Genomic DNA, 18,451 nt, shown 5'->3' with positions numbered 1-18,451 from the left:
TATGGAGGAACTCAGACAACTCGTTAAACTACTGGAAGAGCAAGGGAAGGGTTCTGGTGGAGCATTACTTAATTTAACCGACACTACGAATCTGGAAACGAAAGTGTATTTACTCATTAAAGATCAGGCCAACATATCTGAAGATGAAATAATACAGCAGCTCTATGGAGGTAGTAAGGGGAGTAGTGCCTTTAAAATGCTCAAGTCTAGGGTTAAGCGGAAGCTATATAACCAGTTGAATTTTTTGAATATTGACTCGACAATCACATACTCAAAATCACTGGTTGAAGAGATTAGATGTAATGCGTTGCTTAATGAGGCGTTAATTCTGGATAATCATGAATTTGCTCACCTAAGAGAGAAACTCACATTACAAGCATTAAAAATTGCTAAGTTAGCAGAGCTTTCAAGTCATGTAGTTAGAGCGCTTGAAATACTTCGATTAAATTCTAGTTTTAGGATTTTTGATAGGAAAAGATTTTATGAATTGTCAGAAGAAATACAAAAATATCGTCAGTTAAGTGCGGTTGAGGAAGAAGCAAGGGATTTATACCTCAGAATAATGGTAGAAATCAGGGTTGGTGTAAAGAACAGAATTGACCACGCTGAATTTATAATTAAAGGAGTTAATAAATTATTTGCATTTTGGCAGCAAACTAATTCCTCTCCTATATACAGTTATTATTATGTTGGTAAATCAGCTGCTCTAGAGGCACTTGGGAGTGTCACAGACCATATAAAACATTTAAATGATTCTGCACAACTTTTTTATAATGGTAAGATAAGTCCTTTATATTTTTTTTATCACAGAAACCAATTTGGTCTAACCTATGCGTACCTCAAAAATAAGCAGTTTGCAGAAGGTTTTGATGTAGCTGAAAAACTTAAAAAACAATTAGAATTAAGCAGCATCAATTGGTTTGCTCATATGGAGAATTATTTTCTGCTGGCAACACATTCTCACAACTATGGTAAAGCGAAAGAAATACTTGTTGAGGTGCTATCTAACAGTAAGCTAAAATCTACTCCTCAAACTGCCCAGGATCGTTGGTACCTTTATTATCAATTTTATATTTTAACAACAGCAACGGATTTAGGGTTTACTTTAAACTATAAACCATTAGTAATAATGCAGGATAAAAACGGCTACAATGTGTGGTACCTTATTCTGGAGTTTATACATGTATTAAAAAGCCTTGATGTAGAATTGATCACCCGCAATGTTGAGCGTTTACGGAAATATGTTGCAAAGCATTTTGGTGCTGCTTCCGATCCGCGTACCCGTTTATTCTTAAAACTTCTTTTAATAGCAGGGCACGAATACAGCAACGTGAAAACCTGCAGACGTAAAAGCCGCTACCTTTTTCAGAAGTTGAGGCAAACACCTTTTGCAGGCGATGCTTATGCCGAAGTAGAGATTATTCCCTATGAACACCTCTGGGAGCATGTTTTACTTTCTATTGGATCTAGTACTCAACTATGGAAGAACTCAGTAAACTCATCGATATAATCGAATACAAAGGGAAGTTTGTAGAAACTGCGATCCTTGATTACTCAGATAATTCCAATCTGGAGACTCGCTTACTCCACCTGGTAAAATATAGTAAACCTGAGAATGAGACCTGGCTTGTAAAAGAGTTATATGGTAGCGAAAATAAAACCAGCGCATATAAAATGCTCAAATCCAGGCTAAAGAAGAAACTATATAATCAATTACTCTTCCTGGATATTGACAAGCTGAATTTATCTAATGAGGTTAAAATTTATGAGTTAAAGTGCCGAAAAATACTATTCTTAGCACATACCTTATATAGTTTTGAAGAAGTAAAATTAGCAAAGAAACAGATACAGAATGTGTTGTCTGTTGCTGAAGAAATGCAGCTGATTGAACCGCAGGTTGAAGCTTATGAACTATTAAGAATTCTGATTTCAGATAGTGAATATAACAGGAAAAGTTATGACGAATGTGTACAAAAGTTAAAGGAGCTCTATAAACTTCGGGAGATTATAAACAAGGCTGATACATTCTACTTTGATATCAAATTTGATATGAAATTGGGGGTTGAGTCAAGCAAAAAATTCCTCACTAAATTATCAATTTATGTAGATGAACTATATGAGGATTGGTTGAGGTCAAACCTTGGCCCAGTTTTTAAAAGATACTATCAGCTTAAGCTGGTCTTTTTTGAAGTAAAAGGAGACATAGCTGCTCATATAGATCATATAAACAAAGCATTTGAATTTTATGAACAAGGAAAAATAAGTGATTCTTATTTTTCAGTCAGTTTTAATAAATACCTTCTAGTCTACTCATGCCTCTTAATAAGAGACTATCCTAAAGGACTTGCTGAAGCTGAAGAATTGAAATACAGACTTGAGGAAGGGTCAAGGAACTGGTTTGCGCATATGGAAAATTATTTTCTGTTAGCAGTGCATGCCAAAGACTATAAAAAAGCTGAAGATATCTTAATAGAGGTTTTTGGACAAAAGTTTTTCAAGTATATAACAGAGATAGCCCAGGAACGTTGGACCGTTTTTTATCTGGTTTATCAGAATGCTTTTAACTATAGTTTGCCGTTAAAACTCAAAACAAAACTGCATATAGTTACGCAGGATAAAAAAGGATTTAACTTATGGCGGTTAATTCTTGACTATATGATTGCACTAGATAAATTAGAGCCAGATTTGTTAAGTCGTGAAGCTGAGCGTATTAAAAAGTATAGCTCAAAGTATCTTACAGCCGCAGAGGATGCGCGCACCAAATATTTTTTAAAGATGTTATTAATTTCTGCTCGTGAATTTACAAACCTTGAAAATAGTAGGAAAAAAGGGCAGCCACTGTTTGAAAAACTGAAAAAGGCACCAATACCTGGTTTAGCTTACGCTGAACTCGAAATTGTGCCCTATGAGCAACTCTGGGAAATCATACTTCAAAAGATAGAGCGTAATAAATAATTTCACCTTACTTATACTTGCTAAGCAACAGCATATATCAGATTTTTGATATCTTGATGCATGCAAAAGAACAACCCTAAAATAACCAATGCCTGGTGCTTCTACGACTGGGCCAATTCAGTCTACTCACTGGTTATTACATCTACTATTTTTCCTATTTACTATAGCGCAGTTGCTACCAACCCGGAAACCAACGCAACTATAGTTAACTTTTTAGGGTTTGAGCTGGAGAGCTCGGTATTGTTTTCTTATGCTGTTTCTGCTGCATTTCTAATTATAGCACTTCTCAGTCCGTTTTTAACTTCCATTGCAGACTATAGTGGACGTAAAAAACTGTTCATGCAGCTGTTCTGTTACCTGGGTTCGCTTTCCTGCATCGGCTTGTTCTTTTTTACCCGTGATACCTTTACCTTGTCGGTTATCCTATTTGTGCTGGCATCGATCGGGTTTAGCGGGAGCATCGTTTTTTACAACGCATATTTGCCCGAGATCGCTACGGAAGACCAGTTCGATAAGCTGAGTGCCCGTGGTTTTTCGATGGGCTATATCGGTAGCGTGCTGCTGCTTATCTTTAACCTGGCCATGATCCTGGAGCCGGAGTGGTTTGGTATAGCTGCTGATAATAAAAGCTTGCCGCCGCGCATCGCTTTCCTAACAACAGGATTGTGGTGGTTCGGATTTGCGCAGTATTCTTTCTATTATTTACCGGGCAATGTATACAACCGCAAGCCAAAAGGCAGCTGGGTGCTGAATGGCTTAAAAGAACTGCAGAAAGTCTGGAAACAGGTGCAGGAATTACCCATGCTGAAGCGCTACCTGCTGGCTTATTTCTTCTACAACATGGGCGTGCAAACGGTTATGTATGTGGCTACCATTTTCGGGATAGAGGAACTGAAATTAGCTGACAGTGCCCTTATTGTTACCATACTTATCATACAACTGGTAGCCATAGCTGGTGCATATGCCTTTGCTTTTCTGTCGGGAAAGTTTGGCAATATCAGGGCGCTGATAGTTGCTGTCATCATCTGGATTGGCATCTGCATCGGGGCATACTTTATACGTAGCGAGGTTGACTTTTATGTGCTGGCGGCTATAGTTGGCTCCGTAATGGGAGGTGTGCAGTCGCTGTCGCGCTCTACTTATTCTAAGCTGATCCCGGCTACAACTATAGACCATGCTTCCTTCTTCAGTTTTTATGATGTAACCGAGAAAGTATCGATCGTTTTAGGGACGCTGGCATACGGTCTGGTGGCGCAGCTAACCGGCTCTATGCGAAACAGCATTCTGGCTCTGATCGTGTTCTTTGTGCTTGGTTTGATCTTCCTGTCGATGGTGCGCTGGAAAAAGGCAATTGGAGCGGAACATGGAGTTAAGGCTAATGTAGCTATTTAAACTATAGCTCTTCAGGCTCTCGCCTGCGTCCCGCAAATGTGAGATTCAAGCGGAGGCTGGCTGCTTTAAACTATAGTTTACCTTAATATTACTTTATACTGAGCAGCTATAACTGAGCAATGCGGCGGGACGCCACGGGTAACTTACACGCGCTGCACGGGATCGAAGGCATAGGATTCGGTTAAATACTTGGAAACTATAGGTTAACTATAGTTGCTGAAATAAAAAATGCCGCTGCAGATTATTGCAGCGGCATTTTCTATAGTTTATAGTTGAAGATTACTTTTTGTAAACCAGCTTACCATCTACATAAGTATAAAGCACCTGCAGGTCACGCATCTTCTCGGGAGCAACCGTCATCAGGTCATCTTCCAGAATCACAAAATCAGCAAACTTGCCTGGCTCTATAGTTCCTTTTTCGTTTTCTTCAAAAGCCGCTTTCGCTGCCCAGATCGTCATGCCACGGAGTGCTTCCTCACGCGTAAGCGCATTCTCCATCTGAAAGCCACCATCAGGCCAGTTCTTGGCATCCTGGCGGGCAACAGCTGCATGGAACGTGTAAAGCGGGTTAATATGCTCTACCGGAAAATCGCTGCCCAGCGGGAGCCAGCCGTTTTGCTGCAATAATTCTTTAAACGGATAGGCATGCGGCATACGCTCCTTACCCAATCTGTCGCCGGCCCAGTACATATCCGATGTAGCATGTGTAGGCTGCACTGAAGGCACAATGTTATAGTTGCCAAACTTAGCCATGTCGGCAGGATTTACGATCTGGGAGTGCTCAATTCTCCATCGTTTATCATTTTTACCACCCAGCGCTTCACCATAAATATCCAGCAGCAGACGGTTGGTAGAGTCACCGATAGCGTGTGTGTTCATCTGGAAGTCAGACTTTGCTAATGTAGCGGCAATGTCTCTGAACTCTTTTTCAGTAGCAAGCAGGAAACCATAGTGTCCGGCTTTGTCATGATACGGTTTTATTAAAGCTGCACCACGCGAGCCCAGAGCCCCATCACCATAAATCTTAAACGATCGCACATTCAGCCTGTCGGTTTTATAGATGCCGTTCTTCAGGTAGTAGTCCAGGTTCGGTTTGGTTGGGTTCAGCATTACGTACACACGCATCTGCAGGTCGCCGCTTTTGTGCATGGCATCCATCAGATCGGCAGTACTTTTATCAAGGCCTGCATCTGCCAGCGAGGTCAGGCCAACCGCGAAGCAGTTCTGCTGTGCGTTAACTAACGCCTTGCGCTGCTCCTGTACATCGGGCTCCGGAATTTTAGCTGATACCAGATCAATGGCATTGTCAATAAGAATACCGGTCATTTTACCGTTCTCTACTTCTACAAGGCCACCTACCATTTTAGTAGTTGGTTTTATACCTGCTAAGTCCAGCGCTTTCTGGTTAACTATAGCTGCGTGCCCATCTACGCGGGTAAGGATGATCGGTGTATTCGGGAAAAGCGCATCCAGTGTGTCTTTTGTCGGGAATTCCTTGACAGCCCAATCGTTCTGGTCCCAGCCGCGGCCGGTAATCCAGTCAGTATCCGGGAACTTTTCGCGCTGTTGCGTTACCTTCTGCACTACTTCCTTAAACGACTCAGTACCTACCAGATCTGCCGACTGCAACGACAAACCATAGCGGTAAAAGTGGGCATGAGCATCGTTAAAGCCCGGGTAAATAGCCTTCCCTTTTGCATCAAGTGTTTCGGTGGCCTTATACTTGTTTCTGATCTCATCTGATGAGCCTACAGCCACAATCTTACCATCTTTCACAGCAAAGGCTTCGGCCTTATCGAAAGCGTCATTAACTGTATAAACCGTACCGTTGTAAACGATAAGGTCGGCGGTTTCGGTAGCTGTTTGGGTGCTGGTACAGCTGCTGAGCAGGGTAGAGCTGAGCAGCATGGCTGCAGCAAAGGTGCGTAAGGTTTTTTTCATGTATGATCTTTTATTCGAAGCGCATGTGTTTTACAGACTCTCCTGAATTCTGAAGTTCTATCAAAGAATCTATACCTATACTCAGGTGTTTTTCTACAAAAGAAGTTGTTACAAGTTTATCACTTGCAGATGTTTTCACACCTTCCGGTATCATCGGGTTGTCCGAAACCAGCAATAAGGCACCATGCGGAATCTCATTAATGAAACCAACTGTAAAAATAGTAGCCGTTTCCATATCAATACCCATAGCACGAATCTGGCGCAGGTAATCCTTGAAATCTTCGTCATGCTCCCACACGCGGCGGTTTGTGGTGTAAACAGTGCCTGTCCAGTAGTCCATCTCATGCTTTTTGATCATGGATGACACCGCTCGCTGCAAACGGAACGATGGCAATGCCGGGATTTCTGGAGGTAAATAGTCATCCGATGTACCTTCGCCACGAATTGCCGCAATCGGAAGGATTAGGTCACCGATCTGCGTTTTACGTTTCAGGCCACCGCATTTACCTAAAAACAAAGCTGCTTTAGGCTTTATAGCAGATAACAGATCCATTACAGTTGCCGCCATGGCGCTGCCCATACCAAAGTTAATGATGGTAATGTTATTGGCAGTAGCTGTCTGCATGGGCTTGTCCAGACCATTCATCTCTACTTCAAAACGGTCGGCGAACATGCGCACATAATTTATAAAATTGGTAAGCAGGATATATTCTCCAAACTCATTGAGCGGTACGCCTGTGTAGCGGGGCAACCAGTCGTTTACGATCTCTTCTTTCGTCTTCATAAAATAAATATATTCAATTAGATATAAAAAATCCGCCTTGGCAGCCGGTGCTACGGGGCGGAGCGTCAGAAAATGGTTAAATTGCAGCATGGAAGCACTCAATCTGCCACCATTTGATCACAAAGTTACAAAATCCGGGGCGAATTATCTCATTTTTGATATACTGCGCCGGAAGAATATAGTTTTAACGCCCGAGGAATGGGTGCGCCAACACTTTCTGCACTATTTGATTAACAACCTGGGCTATCCTAAAAGCCTGATCAGCATAGAACGAGGCACCAACTACAACAAACTGCAAAAACGCACGGATTTATGTGTATACGATAATTCCGGAAACCCGCTTATGCTGATCGAGTGTAAAGCTGCCTACGTGCCTGTTACGCAGGATGTGGTAAAGCAGGTATCAGTGTATAACCAGACTATAAAAGCGAAATTTGTAGTAATTACCAATGGATTAGTGCATTACTGCTGGCAGATTGATTTTGAAACACGCCAGTTTCAGCCGTTACAGGAGATCCCGGTTTTTAATAAACTATAGTTCTTCCTTTGTCATTTCGAGCATTCTTGAGACGCGAGTCGAAAAGAGCCAGTATAGCTCTGAGACATCTTAATTGTCCTATAGTTTCTCTTTTGTCATTTCGAACAGCGTGAGAAATCTGAGTTCCATAGTTAGCTCTAGTTGCAACTTGAACCAAGCCTTTCTTCAAATACTCTTTCATCCTGGGAGCTCTACTTATCTATTGTTCTATAGTTGGCTTTGGTGCCCTCACGGCCGGGAGGCCCCGTCTTGGGGGTAGGGGCCCTCGATAAGGGTATCGCGCGGTGTACATTTCCTTTTCTCGTACCTCGAAATGCCTAACGGCACCGGAAATCTACAAGGCGCTCAACCCAAAGACTGAGATCCGTTCAATAGCTATAGTTGCTATAGTTTGAAAGGCCATAGTTGCATCGCTTTATCGTGGTTATAGTTTCGTAGGGACATGTAAACCTGTCCTGCTCGTGGTCTGTAACTATAGAACTATAACACCAACTATAGCAACCTCAGCTTTCTCCCGCTGGTCGAAATGACAGTTGGGCAAGCAGTAGCAGAAAGTCCCCCTTCGAAGGGGGCAGGGGGATGACAAACGGAAACTAAAAAACGATAACTAAAACTATAGCCAAGGCCTTATTACTCTTCGTCCAAGATCCTTTCAGGATGACTGACGGAGAAGTAATCCACAGCTCCCCGCCTTAGACAAGTAGGGGTAAGGGGTGGTTGGACCACACCAACTATGAAACTATAGCCACCAACTATAGCCAAGCCCCCTCTCCTGTTTTGGGGTAGGGGCCCTCGATAAAAGGAGTGGGCTGGGGTGAGGTAATACCGATACAGGCAAAAGCAAAAACGCCTTCTGCGGAAACCACAGAAGGCGTTTGCAACTTAATATTTGAGTAAACTATAGCACTGTATTTACATCAGTATATTCTAAGCCGAACGCTTCGGCTACAGCTTTGTACACTACTTTGCCATTTACAACGTTCAAGCCTTTTTTCAGCTCTTCGCTAGTGGCGCAGGCTTGCTTCCAGCCTTTATTGGCAACCTGAACAACGTACGGTAAGGTAGCGTTTGTAAGTGCCTGTGTAGATGTGAAAGGAACTGCACCCGGCATGTTGGCCACGCAATAATGCACTACATCGTCAATAATAAAGGTCGGATTCTCGTGTGTAGTAGGCTTACATGTCTCGATGCAACCACCCTGGTCAACAGCAACGTCAACCAATACGGTACCAGGCTTCATTGTCTTCAGCATGTCACGTGTAATCAGGTTCGGAGCTTTTGCACCTGGTATCAATACGGCACCAATGATCAGGTCGTGAGTCTTAACAAGCTCACGGATCACATAACCGTTAGACATTTGTGTTGTAACGTTTGCAGGAAGTACATCATCCAGGTAACGCAGGCGCGCCAGGTTAGTATCCAGGATCGTAACGTCGGCACCCATGCCGGCAGCCATTTTAGCGGCGTTGGTACCTACCACACCGCCACCAAGTATCAGCACCTGGGCAGGACGCACACCTGGTACGCCACCCAACAATATACCACGACCCTTCAATGGTTTCTCCAGGTATTTGGCACCTTCCTGGATAGACATACGGCCGGCAACTTCTGACATTGGTACTAACAATGGAAGGCTTCTGTCCGGACGCTCCACTGTTTCGTAAGCAAGGCAAACCGCGTTGCGCTCGATCATGGCCTTCGTAAGTGGCTCATGCGATGCAAAGTGGAAGTACGTGAAAAGCAACTGGTTGTCTTTTATCAGACTGTATTCAGATTCGATCGGTTCTTTAACTTTAACGATCATTTCAGCAATGGCATATACCTCCGCTATAGTTGGAAGTATAGTTGCGCCGGCATTTGCATAGTCTTCGTCAGCAAAACCACTGCCTTCGCCGGCAGTAGCCTGTACATATACGGTATGGCCGTTACGCACCAGTTCATTTACACCTGCAGGCGTTGCACCTACGCGGTTTTCATTATTCTTAATTTCCTTTGGAACACCAATAATCATGTCGTTCTATATTTAGTTTTGGAAAAGCTGCGTAAATATACCATTAACTTCAGGTTATGAAAGTAATAAAAACTACATTTTTTATAGAAAATATGAAGGCCAGCCTAACGATAGAATTGCACCGGAAACGATAGGGGATGAAGAAACGGAAAGGTATAAAATGAAAAAAGGCAGCGATAAAATCACTGCCGTTAGTACAAAATAAAACTATGAAAAAAACTATCTGAAAGGTACCGGCTATTCGCCTTCCCTTAACATATTCCTGTTAGCCAGGCTCTCAACCACATTTGCTTTTAATGTTAGCCTGAGATTTGGCATTACGATATCGTTTGAAAGAACAGTTACCTGCTCGTTTTGCTCCTTTAACATCACCGGAATGTATGTAAGTTCCAAAACTGCCTGTTCTCCTGCTTTTATTGCCGGCTTAGATACTTTATAGCTCACGCAGTTGCATTTGCTCTGTACCCCCTGCACTACAAGGTCCTGCCGACCTGTATTTTTATGATAAATTTAGCTGTAGCTTTTTGTCCTTTTTCAAGTTTTCCAAAGCTATGAATTGTGCTTCCAACTGCCAAACGCGGCGACATCAGTTTTTGTTCCTGCGTATAACCGTTTTTCAAATCTTTTGGCCCAACTTCACCTTTTATGTAGATGGTAGTGTTAGGCGTTTTGCCATTTGAAACAACCAAAATCGACTTATAGAACGGTCCCGGGCGGCTTGCGCTGTTATAAACGGCTTTTATAACACCTGTTTTTCCAGGCAAAATAGGCGTTTTGGTCCAGTCGGGAGTAGTGCACCCGCACGATGGCTGCACATTTGAAATAACCACCGGCTGATCTCCCACGTTCTTTACCTTAAACTCATAACTGGCTAAGGTTCCTTCTGCAATCGTGCCAAAGTCATGCGTTTCCTTTTCAAACGTAAGCTCGCCTTGTGCGCTTGCACCAAAACTAACCAGTAGCAAAGTTAGTAACGCAATAATGTATATGTTTTTTCTCATTTCAAAAAATTGAGAAGCAAATTAACGTAAAAGCCAGCTCTTTATTTTCAGAGCAAAACAAAGATAAGTAATCTTTTACAAATGGGATTCCACTTTCGTGCCAAATTTAGCGAAGCAAGGGCCCAATTTGAAGTTTAGGCTAATGTTCTGTACTTTTGATCTAAATTATACCACAAGTATATCCTGATATAACATGCAAACCGCTGAAGTATCTATAACTCAAAAATTAACTGCTGAAGAAATACTTCAGGATTACCGCATAGCCTGGGAAAGCCGCCACGCCAGCCTTGCAGGCCGCAAGGAAGTGTTCATGGGCAAAGCCAAGTTCGGTATCTTCGGAGATGGTAAAGAAGTAGCGCAGCTGGCTATGGCCAGGTTTTTTCAGAACGGCGATTTTCGTTCGGGCTACTACCGCGACCAGACCTTTATGTTTGCCATTGGCGAGCTTACATTGCAGCAATACTTTGCCCAACTATATGCTCATACCGATGTAGAAGCCGAGCCATCTACAGCCGGCCGCGCCATGAACGGCCACTTTGGCACACGTTCCCTGGATGATGAAGGTAACTGGAAGAATCTCATGGAGCAGAAAAACTCCAGCTCTGATATCTCGCCAACTGCCTCGCAAATGCCGCGCCTCGTTGGCCTGGCTTATGCCTCCAAACTATACCGCCAGAACCCGGAATTACAGCATTTACAGCAATTTTCGGTAAATGGTAACGAAGTAGCTTTCGGAACGATTGGCAATGCCTCAACATCGGAAGGGATGTTTTTTGAAGCCATAAATGCCGGCGGCGTACTGCAGGTGCCGATGCTGGTTTCGGTTTGGGACGATGGCTATGGTATTTCGGTGCCGGCTGAGTACCAGACAACCAAAGGAAGTATCTCTGAAATTTTAGCCGGTTTCCAGCGCAATGCAGAAGGGGAGCAGGGCTACGAAATATTTAAAGTAAAAGGCTGGGATTACGCCGCCCTTTGCGAGACCTATGAAACAGCCGTGCGTGTTTGCCGCGAGCAGCATGTACCGGTTCTGATCCATGTAGAAGAAGTGACGCAGCCACAAGGCCACTCTACTTCAGGTTCGCATGAACGCTACAAATCTAAAGAGAGACTAGACTGGGAGGCTGATTTCGACTGCCTTAAAAAAATGCGCGAATGGATACTGGCGAATGATATCTCTACAACCGAGCAACTGGACCAGATCGAGAACGAAGCAAAAGAAGCTGTTCGTGTGGCGCGTACCAATGCCTGGAATGCTTTTGACGCAGGCATAAAAGAAGATCATGCTGTAGCACTTCAGTTACTGGATAACCTGGCAGCTGACAGCAAGCATATCACTGAAATTGCAACTATAACAGAAGAGCTTCGCAAAGTAACGGTGCCTATCCGTAGCGATGCAGTTAGAGCGGTGCGTAAGGCCCTGCGTTATGTACGCGATGAGCGCAACGCTGCTAAACGCGAGCTGGTAGGTTGGCTGGAGCAAACTATAGGCGAGAATGCCGATCGTTTCAACTCTTATTTATACAGCCAGTCTGAAGAATCTGCTTTATTAGTTGAAGAAATAAAGGCTGAGTTTGATGATAATTCTCCGGTTGTGGACGGCCGCGAAGTATTACAGGCTTGCTTTGATGCGATACTTGCCCGCGACCCGCGCGTGTTTGCCATTGGCGAAGACGTGGGTAAAATAGGCGATGTAAACCAGGCTTTTGCCGGCTTACAGGAGAAGTATGGCGAACTGCGCGTTACCGATACTGGTATCCGTGAGTGTACCATCATTGGCCAGGGAATTGGTGCCGCATTACGCGGTCTTCGCCCGATCACTGAAATTCAGTACCTGGATTACCTGTTATATGCGATTCAGATCCTGTCTGATGACGTAGCATGTTTACAGTACCGTACCAAAGGTGGTCAGAAGGCGCCGCTTATAGTTCGTACCCGCGGTCACCGCCTGGAAGGTATCTGGCACTCAGGTTCCCCGATCGGTATGATTCTGAACAGCATTCGGGGCATGCACGTGCTTGTTCCGCGCGACATGACGCAGGCAGCAGGTTTCTATAATACCTTGCTGAAAGCGGATGAGCCGGCATTGGTAATTGAGTGCTTAAACGGTTACAGACTGAAAGAGCGCATTCCGAATAACATTGCTGAATTTACCGTACCGCTTGGCAAGCCGGAAATCCTGAAAGAAGGGTCGGATGTAACTATAGTTACCTATGGCTCGATGTGCCGCATTGTAATGGAAGCAGCACGCCAGTTAGAGGAATTCGGTATTTCAGCAGAAGTGATTGACGTACAGACGCTGTTACCTTTCGATATCGAGCATGTAATCACCGACTCTATCAAGAAAACGAGCCGCGTATTGTTTACCGATGAGGATGTACCAGGAGGCGCATCTGCCTTTATGATGCAGCAGGTGGTTGACGAGCAGGGAGCCTGGAGATGGCTGGACTCGAAGCCACAGTGCCTGGCAGCACAGGCGCACCGTCCGCCATATGGTTCTGATGGCGATTACTTCTCTAAGCCAAACACAGAGGATGTATTCGAAGCTGTTTACGACATTATGCACGAAGCTGATCCGAAAACATTCCCAACGATCTACTAAGTATAGGCTTTATAAACAAAAAGGCCCTGCAGCTATATTTGCAGGGCCTTTTTTATAGTTGTTGCTATAGTTGAGTTAACTACTCTGTAAACAATGTAATCGGTTCAGATACAATCACATTGCTTTTGTTCGGTACCGGTGTTGTACGATCATAAATAAACACTTCGAATTTAATTATATCACCTACAGCATAGTAAAACTCATTTTCGTTAGTTATTTCAAGCGCGAGCCTTATTTCACCTTCCAAAGGTTCTTCCCGGTCATCATTACTAATTCTCGGAAAGCGGCCGTTTAAGTTCAATCCATCAGGAAACTGCAATTCTTCAAAATTTAGCTCCCCCGGATTATTAACGTCTGGCCTAGCTCTAAGCACTTTAATAATGAAATTGTTCTCGTAGATCGAACCCTCGTTAAAAGGTGTTTGGCTGTCAATATCTGTTTGCGGGTTTTTAACAAGTGGCCTTAGACCCAGGTTGCCATCGCCATCTTGAAACTTAACTATTAAGAATAGGCTGTCTTTCTCAATTCCTAGAGCATCATGGCTAACCTGTTCTATCCTTTTAAAGGAGATCTGAGGTTCATCAGGGTAGTTAGGTTCTTTGCGGCACGAGGCAAGAGCGAGCACCAGCACCACACAGGCGAGGCTATACTTTAGCATATAGTTCATACAGGAAAATCAGAAAAATGAAGCTAAATTTACTAAATCAAACGATTAGATATAGGATTTGTTATAAGTTTATTTGATGGATTTTAAGGCACAGTTCAAACAACAGTTACTCGGGAAACCTTCCGATTTTACCCAAATGGCGCTGTCGCTTTTCAGGTACCAGGCCCAATATAATGTTGTTTACAAAGAATACCTGCAAAATCTGAACATCCAGCCGGGCCAGATAAAAAACCTGGAACAAATCCCTTTCTTACCTATAGAGTTCTTTAAGCAGCAAAAGGTTGCAACCGGTAATTTTGAACCCGAAGTTACTTTCCAGAGCAGCGGCACCACGCAGCAAACGCGCAGCAAGCATTACGTTGCAGATCTTGCCTGGTATAACCATGTTACAAAGCATATTTTCGAGCATTTTTACGGACCGCTGGAGCAGTTTGTGGTGCTGGCCCTGTTACCATCTTATTTAGAGCAGGGTGGCTCCAGCCTGGTAGCCATGGTTGATTATTTTGTAAATCAGACCAGGCAAAGCGAAGAAGGATTCTATCTACATAACCGCAAAAAGCTCCACCAAACGATAGATGCAGCCCGGGGTCGCGGCAAAAAAGTATTGCTGATAGGTGTAAGCTACGCCTTGCTGGATTGGGCCGAAGAACTAAGAGGCAACTATAGCTTTAGCGGCGTAACTTTAATGGAGACCGGAGGCATGAAAGGGCGGCACCGCGAAATGGTGCGCGAAGAACTGCATAGTTTCCTTAAAAAAGGCTTTGGTGTAGATAAGATTCATTCAGAATATGGCATGACAGAACTGCTCTCACAAGGCTACTCCATGGGCGATGGTATTTTTAAGCCCGGCCAAACCATGCAAATCCTGCTCCGCGACCTCAACGATCCCTTTGATATTGGTGCGCATCATAGAAGCGGCGGCATAAATGTAATTGACCTGGCTAACATAGACTCGTGTGCTTTTATCGAAACAAAGGATATCGGCAGAATGCACACCGAAGGTACTTTTGAAGTGCTGGGCCGTTTTGATAACTCAGATATCCGGGGGTGTAATCTGCTTGTGGTGTAACATCCTTCTTTCAGTTACTGCGTTATAGCCTGCCATGGGATATGTTGTATTTATAGTTATCGTTCTTGCTGTTTGTCTGCTTTTCTATAGTTGGGCAACCCGTAAGTCGCGTAACAGGAGCAAAGTTCTGAAAACCGATTTCCCGGCGGAGTGGCGTAAAATACTGAACGATAGAGTTGGTTTTTACCATACCTTAAAAACAGACCAGGAAAAGCTGCGTTTCGAGAAGATGGTGCAATTGTTTCTGTCTGAAAAGCGCATTACCGGTATTGACGTTCAGATTGATGACCTTATAAAGGTACTGGTCGCCTCAAGTGCCATTATCCCGATCTTTGGTTTTCAGGACTGGGAGTATCCTAACTTAGGTGAAGTATTTGTATTTCCCGGGAGTATACACAAGTATCAAGATCAGGACAGCGAGGCTGTGTCCGAAGTGCTGGGCCGCGTAAATCCGTTCCAGAACGACCACTATGTTACCTTATCTAAGCCAGCACTGGAGCGGGGCTTTAATGATATGGCTGATCGTAAGAATGTAGGCATACACGAATTCGCTCACATGCTTGACCAGGCCGATGGAGAAATTGACGGCGTGCCGGAAGCCTATCTACCTGATGAATGGGTAGAACCATGGCGGAAACTGATGTACCGCAAGATTAAAAGTATTAAGAAAGGGAAGTCGGATATAGATGCCTATGGCGCCACCAGCGAGGCCGAGTTTTTTGCAGTTGTTACCGAATACTTTTTTGAGAAACCTGAGAAGCTAGCCGAGAACCATCCGAGACTTTATGTTCTGTTAACCAAAATTTTCCAGCAAAACCCAAAGCGCAGGTTCCGTCTCAATTTCCGGGAATTATTAAACCCTTACGGGAAGCGGTTAGGCCGTAACGAAGCTTGCCCTTGCGGAAGCGGCGAAAAGTATAAGAACTGCTGTTTGAGTAAAAAATCAGCTGCATAAAAAAGCCGCAGGTTAAACTATAAACCTGCGGCTTTTCTTTTAAGCATTTACTATTAATAAGTTACAACCGGTCGGGCATAAGCTTTGGCATCTTCTAACGTAATCTCGTTTCCGCTCATAATTACCAGGCGCTCTACCACGTTGCGCAGCTCACGCACGTTACCCCGCCAGTCCAGTCCTTGCAGGTACTCCATGGCATCGGCAGCAATCGATTTAGGCTTGTTACCATAGTCGTTGGCTATGTCGTTCAGGAATTTAGCAACCAGGTCCGGAATATCTTCGCGGCGCTCGTTAAGCGGCGGTACATGAATAAGGATAACCCCCAGGCGATGGTACAAGTCTTCGCGGAAGTTCTTGGCCTCAATCTCTTCCAGCAGGTTTTTATTGGTTGCTGCAATTACGCGCACATCCACCTGTATATCTTTATCGCCGCCTACACGGGTAATTTTATGCTCCTGCAAGGCGCGCAGTACTTTGGCCTGGGCCGAGAGGCTCATGTCACCCACTTCATCCAGAAACAAAGTACCGCCATTGGCCTGCTCAAACTTGCCAAGACGTTGCTTAACTGCCGAGGTAAACGAGCCTTTTTCGTGGCCAAACAGTTCGCTTTCGATGAGTTCGCTAGGTATGGCCGCACAGTTTACTTCTATCAATGGTCCGTTGCTGCGGTTGCTGTGTTCGTGTATAGAGCGTGCTACCAGTTCCTTGCCAGATCCGTTTGGTCCGGTTATCAGCACGCGGGCATCAGTAGGGGCAACTTTTTCAATCGCCTGTTTTACCCGACCCAACGCTCCCGAAGTACCCACCATTTCGTAGGTTTTGGATATCTTCTTCTTCAGGATCTTGGTTTCGGTTACCAGTGTGGCTTTATCCAGCGCGTTACGTACAGTTACCAGCAAACGGTTCAGGTCCGGTGGTTTCTGCAGAAAATCGTAGGCACCTTTTTTAGTGGCTTCCACGGCCGTATCAATCGTTCCGTGTGCCGAAATCATGATGAACGGCGTATCCGGCGAAACCTCCATGGCTTTTTCCAGCACTTCCAGTCCGTCCATGCCCGGCATTTTTATGTCGCAGAGCACTACATCGTACTTGCTTTTATTCAGGAGCTGTAGTCCCTTTTCACCATCTTCGGCTTCGTCAACAGCGTAATTCTCAAATTCCAGAATTTCTTTCAGGGTACTACGGATGGCCCGCTCATCATCTATAATCAGAATTTTGGGCATAGGTAGAATAGGTTTATGTTATCAGGCTAAATTAAAAAATAAAACAGCCACCGGCAAGGGTGGCTGCTGCACTTGTACGCGTATAAAACTGATTTAGCTATAGCTATAGTATCTGGACTACAGTATCAGGTTATTTTTTAAATGTGATTACGCTATAAAGTTCAGGCTCCAGGAAATAACCGCCCGGGTGGCGTGCAGTATAATCAAAATTGATCCAAAGCTCATCGTTGGTCTCGTGGAAATGTATTTTGCCACTGTTCACCTCATCCGGAAACAGGGTGCGCACCACATGGCTCACTTTGTCAATGTCTTTTGATTCGCCCACCTTAACTTCTGTATACATATGGCTTTCTGAAATAACCACTCGGGCTTCTCCGCCAATTGCCATCACCGATGAGGCCATCAGGATCGCATAATCATCGCAGTCGCCGGCCAGCAGTTCCATACTCTCAACAGGCGGGGAGTAGTAGTCCATATTTATCGGGTCGTTTACATATTTCCAGTTCAGACGGATGTGTTTGAACAGTGAAAAATAACGGGTCAGCTTACCATACTTGCGGTAATATTCGTCGTGGAAATAACGGGTAGAGTTCTCTACGGCAAAGTTGCGCAGCTTTGGATGCGTTGGCTGCATGGCGTTCTTTACACGTTCTTCCTGGAAATAAGTACCCTTAACCGGTTTAAAGTACGATACTTTGTGCGGGTTGCTGGTCATGTTTACCAGCGCAGCATTATAATCAGAGTAAATATCGCCGAATGTATAGTTGGGGAAGGTACTATTGTAAAGGAATACCCCCATGATCGTAAAGAAAGCAAACACCGTTAATTTCGGACTGATACGGGTAACTATAACCGAAACAGCCGCTGAAACCAAAAGCCACAACAAGAAGTGCAACTCATAATCCATTGACTTGTAAGGCGGTATGTAAAAGCTGAGTAACACCGCCATCGGAAACACAATGATGATCTGAATAAACCGCAAGGCAAATCCTTTTGCCATTTTAGGTTGTAAGAACTGCGCCATAAATCTCCCCTCTCGCTAAATTCCGGTAATTAGAGGTTACCAGTGTATTTGTATTCTCCTAACGCAAAATCCGGGCCTTATTACTCCCGGCGGGCGCAAACTTTTTAATTCTCTGTTTTGCACCCTGCTTGTTCATAAGTTAAGGAATATTTTTTTCTTTATAAAGATAAATTAAGTGAAGGGAGAGAAATTTATACTTTTGTGAAAAAGCTGGAAAGTTAAGCCTCTGAAATTATTAGTTTAATTATAAAAGGCAGCCTGATTTCTCCTGCTGCCTTTATGCTATAGT

The 18,451-nt window shown here is 44.1% G+C and carries 15 protein-coding genes; 7 read left to right on the top strand and 8 right to left on the bottom strand.

Annotation, left to right across the window (positions count from 1 at the left end; all coding sequences use genetic code 11):
* Position 1 precedes the first annotated feature (1 nt).
* Genes GSQ66_RS07790 through GSQ66_RS07780 form a run of 3 tightly spaced genes read left to right on the top strand, consistent with a single transcriptional unit; the run spans position 2 to position 4,347 of the window.
* Positions 2-1,510, top strand: a complete 1,509-nt coding sequence (locus tag GSQ66_RS07790; protein WP_162426949.1) for a hypothetical protein — start codon at positions 2-4, stop codon at positions 1,508-1,510.
* Positions 1,480-2,955 (top strand): hypothetical protein, encoded by a 1,476-nt coding sequence (locus GSQ66_RS07785; RefSeq protein WP_162426948.1) that lies wholly within the window; start codon positions 1,480-1,482, stop codon positions 2,953-2,955. Before GSQ66_RS07790 ends, GSQ66_RS07785 begins: the two co-directional genes overlap by 31 nt.
* A gap of 60 nt (positions 2,956-3,015) precedes the next feature.
* On the top strand, positions 3,016-4,347 hold the full coding sequence (locus GSQ66_RS07780; RefSeq protein ID WP_162426947.1) for an MFS transporter: 1,332 nt from the start codon (positions 3,016-3,018) through the stop codon (positions 4,345-4,347).
* A 279-nt stretch (positions 4,348-4,626) separates the two neighbouring features.
* Here the strand turns inward: GSQ66_RS07780 and GSQ66_RS07775 are convergent, their stop codons facing one another.
* Both GSQ66_RS07775 and GSQ66_RS07770 read right to left on the bottom strand, forming a co-directional pair.
* Positions 4,627-6,288 carry an amidohydrolase gene (locus GSQ66_RS07775; protein WP_162426946.1) on the bottom strand — a complete coding sequence of 554 codons (1,662 nt, stop codon included), beginning with the start codon at positions 6,286-6,288 and terminating at the stop codon, positions 4,627-4,629.
* Positions 6,289-6,298: 10 nt separating this feature from the next.
* Positions 6,299-7,072: an AMP nucleosidase gene (locus GSQ66_RS07770; protein WP_162426945.1), complete on the bottom strand. Its 774-nt coding sequence runs from the start codon at positions 7,070-7,072 to the stop codon at positions 6,299-6,301.
* Positions 7,073-7,160: 88 nt separating this feature from the next.
* On the opposite strand from GSQ66_RS07770, the gene GSQ66_RS07765 reads away from it, so the two are divergent.
* Entirely contained in the window at positions 7,161-7,610 is a 450-nt protein-coding gene (locus tag GSQ66_RS07765; RefSeq protein ID WP_162426944.1) for a type I restriction enzyme HsdR N-terminal domain-containing protein, read from the top strand.
* Between the two features lie 898 nt (positions 7,611-8,508).
* Here the strand turns inward: GSQ66_RS07765 and ald are convergent.
* From ald to GSQ66_RS07755, 3 genes are all read right to left on the bottom strand, one after another.
* Positions 8,509-9,621 (bottom strand): alanine dehydrogenase, encoded by a 1,113-nt coding sequence (gene ald / locus GSQ66_RS07760; RefSeq protein ID WP_162426943.1) that lies wholly within the window; start codon positions 9,619-9,621, stop codon positions 8,509-8,511.
* A 237-nt stretch (positions 9,622-9,858) separates the two neighbouring features.
* Positions 9,859-10,065, bottom strand: a complete 207-nt coding sequence (locus tag GSQ66_RS18940; protein WP_238395865.1) for a hypothetical protein — start codon at positions 10,063-10,065, stop codon at positions 9,859-9,861.
* Between the two features lie 29 nt (positions 10,066-10,094).
* Complete coding sequence (locus tag GSQ66_RS07755; RefSeq protein ID WP_238395864.1) at positions 10,095-10,622, bottom strand: DUF1573 domain-containing protein; 528 nt, start codon at positions 10,620-10,622, stop codon at positions 10,095-10,097.
* A gap of 193 nt (positions 10,623-10,815) precedes the next feature.
* Here GSQ66_RS07755 and GSQ66_RS07750 point away from each other — a divergent pair, with 193 nt between their 5' ends.
* The gene (locus GSQ66_RS07750) at positions 10,816-13,224 is read left to right on the top strand and encodes an alpha-ketoacid dehydrogenase subunit alpha/beta (RefSeq protein WP_162426942.1); all 2,409 of its coding nucleotides are present in this window, start codon (positions 10,816-10,818) and stop codon (positions 13,222-13,224) included.
* Positions 13,225-13,303: 79 nt separating this feature from the next.
* On the opposite strand, the gene GSQ66_RS07745 is transcribed toward GSQ66_RS07750, so the two are convergent.
* Entirely contained in the window at positions 13,304-13,891 is a 588-nt protein-coding gene (locus GSQ66_RS07745; RefSeq protein ID WP_162426941.1) for a hypothetical protein, read from the bottom strand.
* 76 nt (positions 13,892-13,967) lie between these two features.
* Here GSQ66_RS07745 and GSQ66_RS07740 point away from each other — a divergent pair, with 76 nt between their 5' ends.
* Together GSQ66_RS07740 and GSQ66_RS07735 are read left to right on the top strand one after the other, a co-directional pair.
* Positions 13,968-14,960 (top strand): acyl-CoA synthetase family protein, encoded by a 993-nt coding sequence (locus GSQ66_RS07740; RefSeq protein WP_162426940.1) that lies wholly within the window; start codon positions 13,968-13,970, stop codon positions 14,958-14,960.
* Between the two features lie 34 nt (positions 14,961-14,994).
* Positions 14,995-15,915, top strand: a complete 921-nt coding sequence (locus GSQ66_RS07735; protein ID WP_162426939.1) for a zinc-dependent peptidase — start codon at positions 14,995-14,997, stop codon at positions 15,913-15,915.
* 53 nt (positions 15,916-15,968) lie between these two features.
* On the opposite strand, the gene GSQ66_RS07730 is transcribed toward GSQ66_RS07735, so the two are convergent.
* Together GSQ66_RS07730 and GSQ66_RS07725 are read right to left on the bottom strand one after the other, a co-directional pair.
* Positions 15,969-17,138 carry a sigma-54-dependent transcriptional regulator gene (locus GSQ66_RS07730; protein ID WP_162426938.1) on the bottom strand — a complete coding sequence of 390 codons (1,170 nt, stop codon included), beginning with the start codon at positions 17,136-17,138 and terminating at the stop codon, positions 15,969-15,971.
* A gap of 130 nt (positions 17,139-17,268) precedes the next feature.
* Complete coding sequence (locus GSQ66_RS07725) at positions 17,269-18,162, bottom strand: transglutaminase domain-containing protein (protein WP_162426937.1); 894 nt, start codon at positions 18,160-18,162, stop codon at positions 17,269-17,271.
* Positions 18,163-18,451 lie beyond the last annotated feature (289 nt).

This window comes from Pontibacter pudoricolor (genome assembly GCF_010092985.1).
Taxonomy (GTDB): Bacteria; Bacteroidota; Bacteroidia; order Cytophagales; family Hymenobacteraceae; genus Pontibacter; species Pontibacter pudoricolor.
This window is presented reverse-complemented; position numbering and strand designations above follow the sequence as displayed.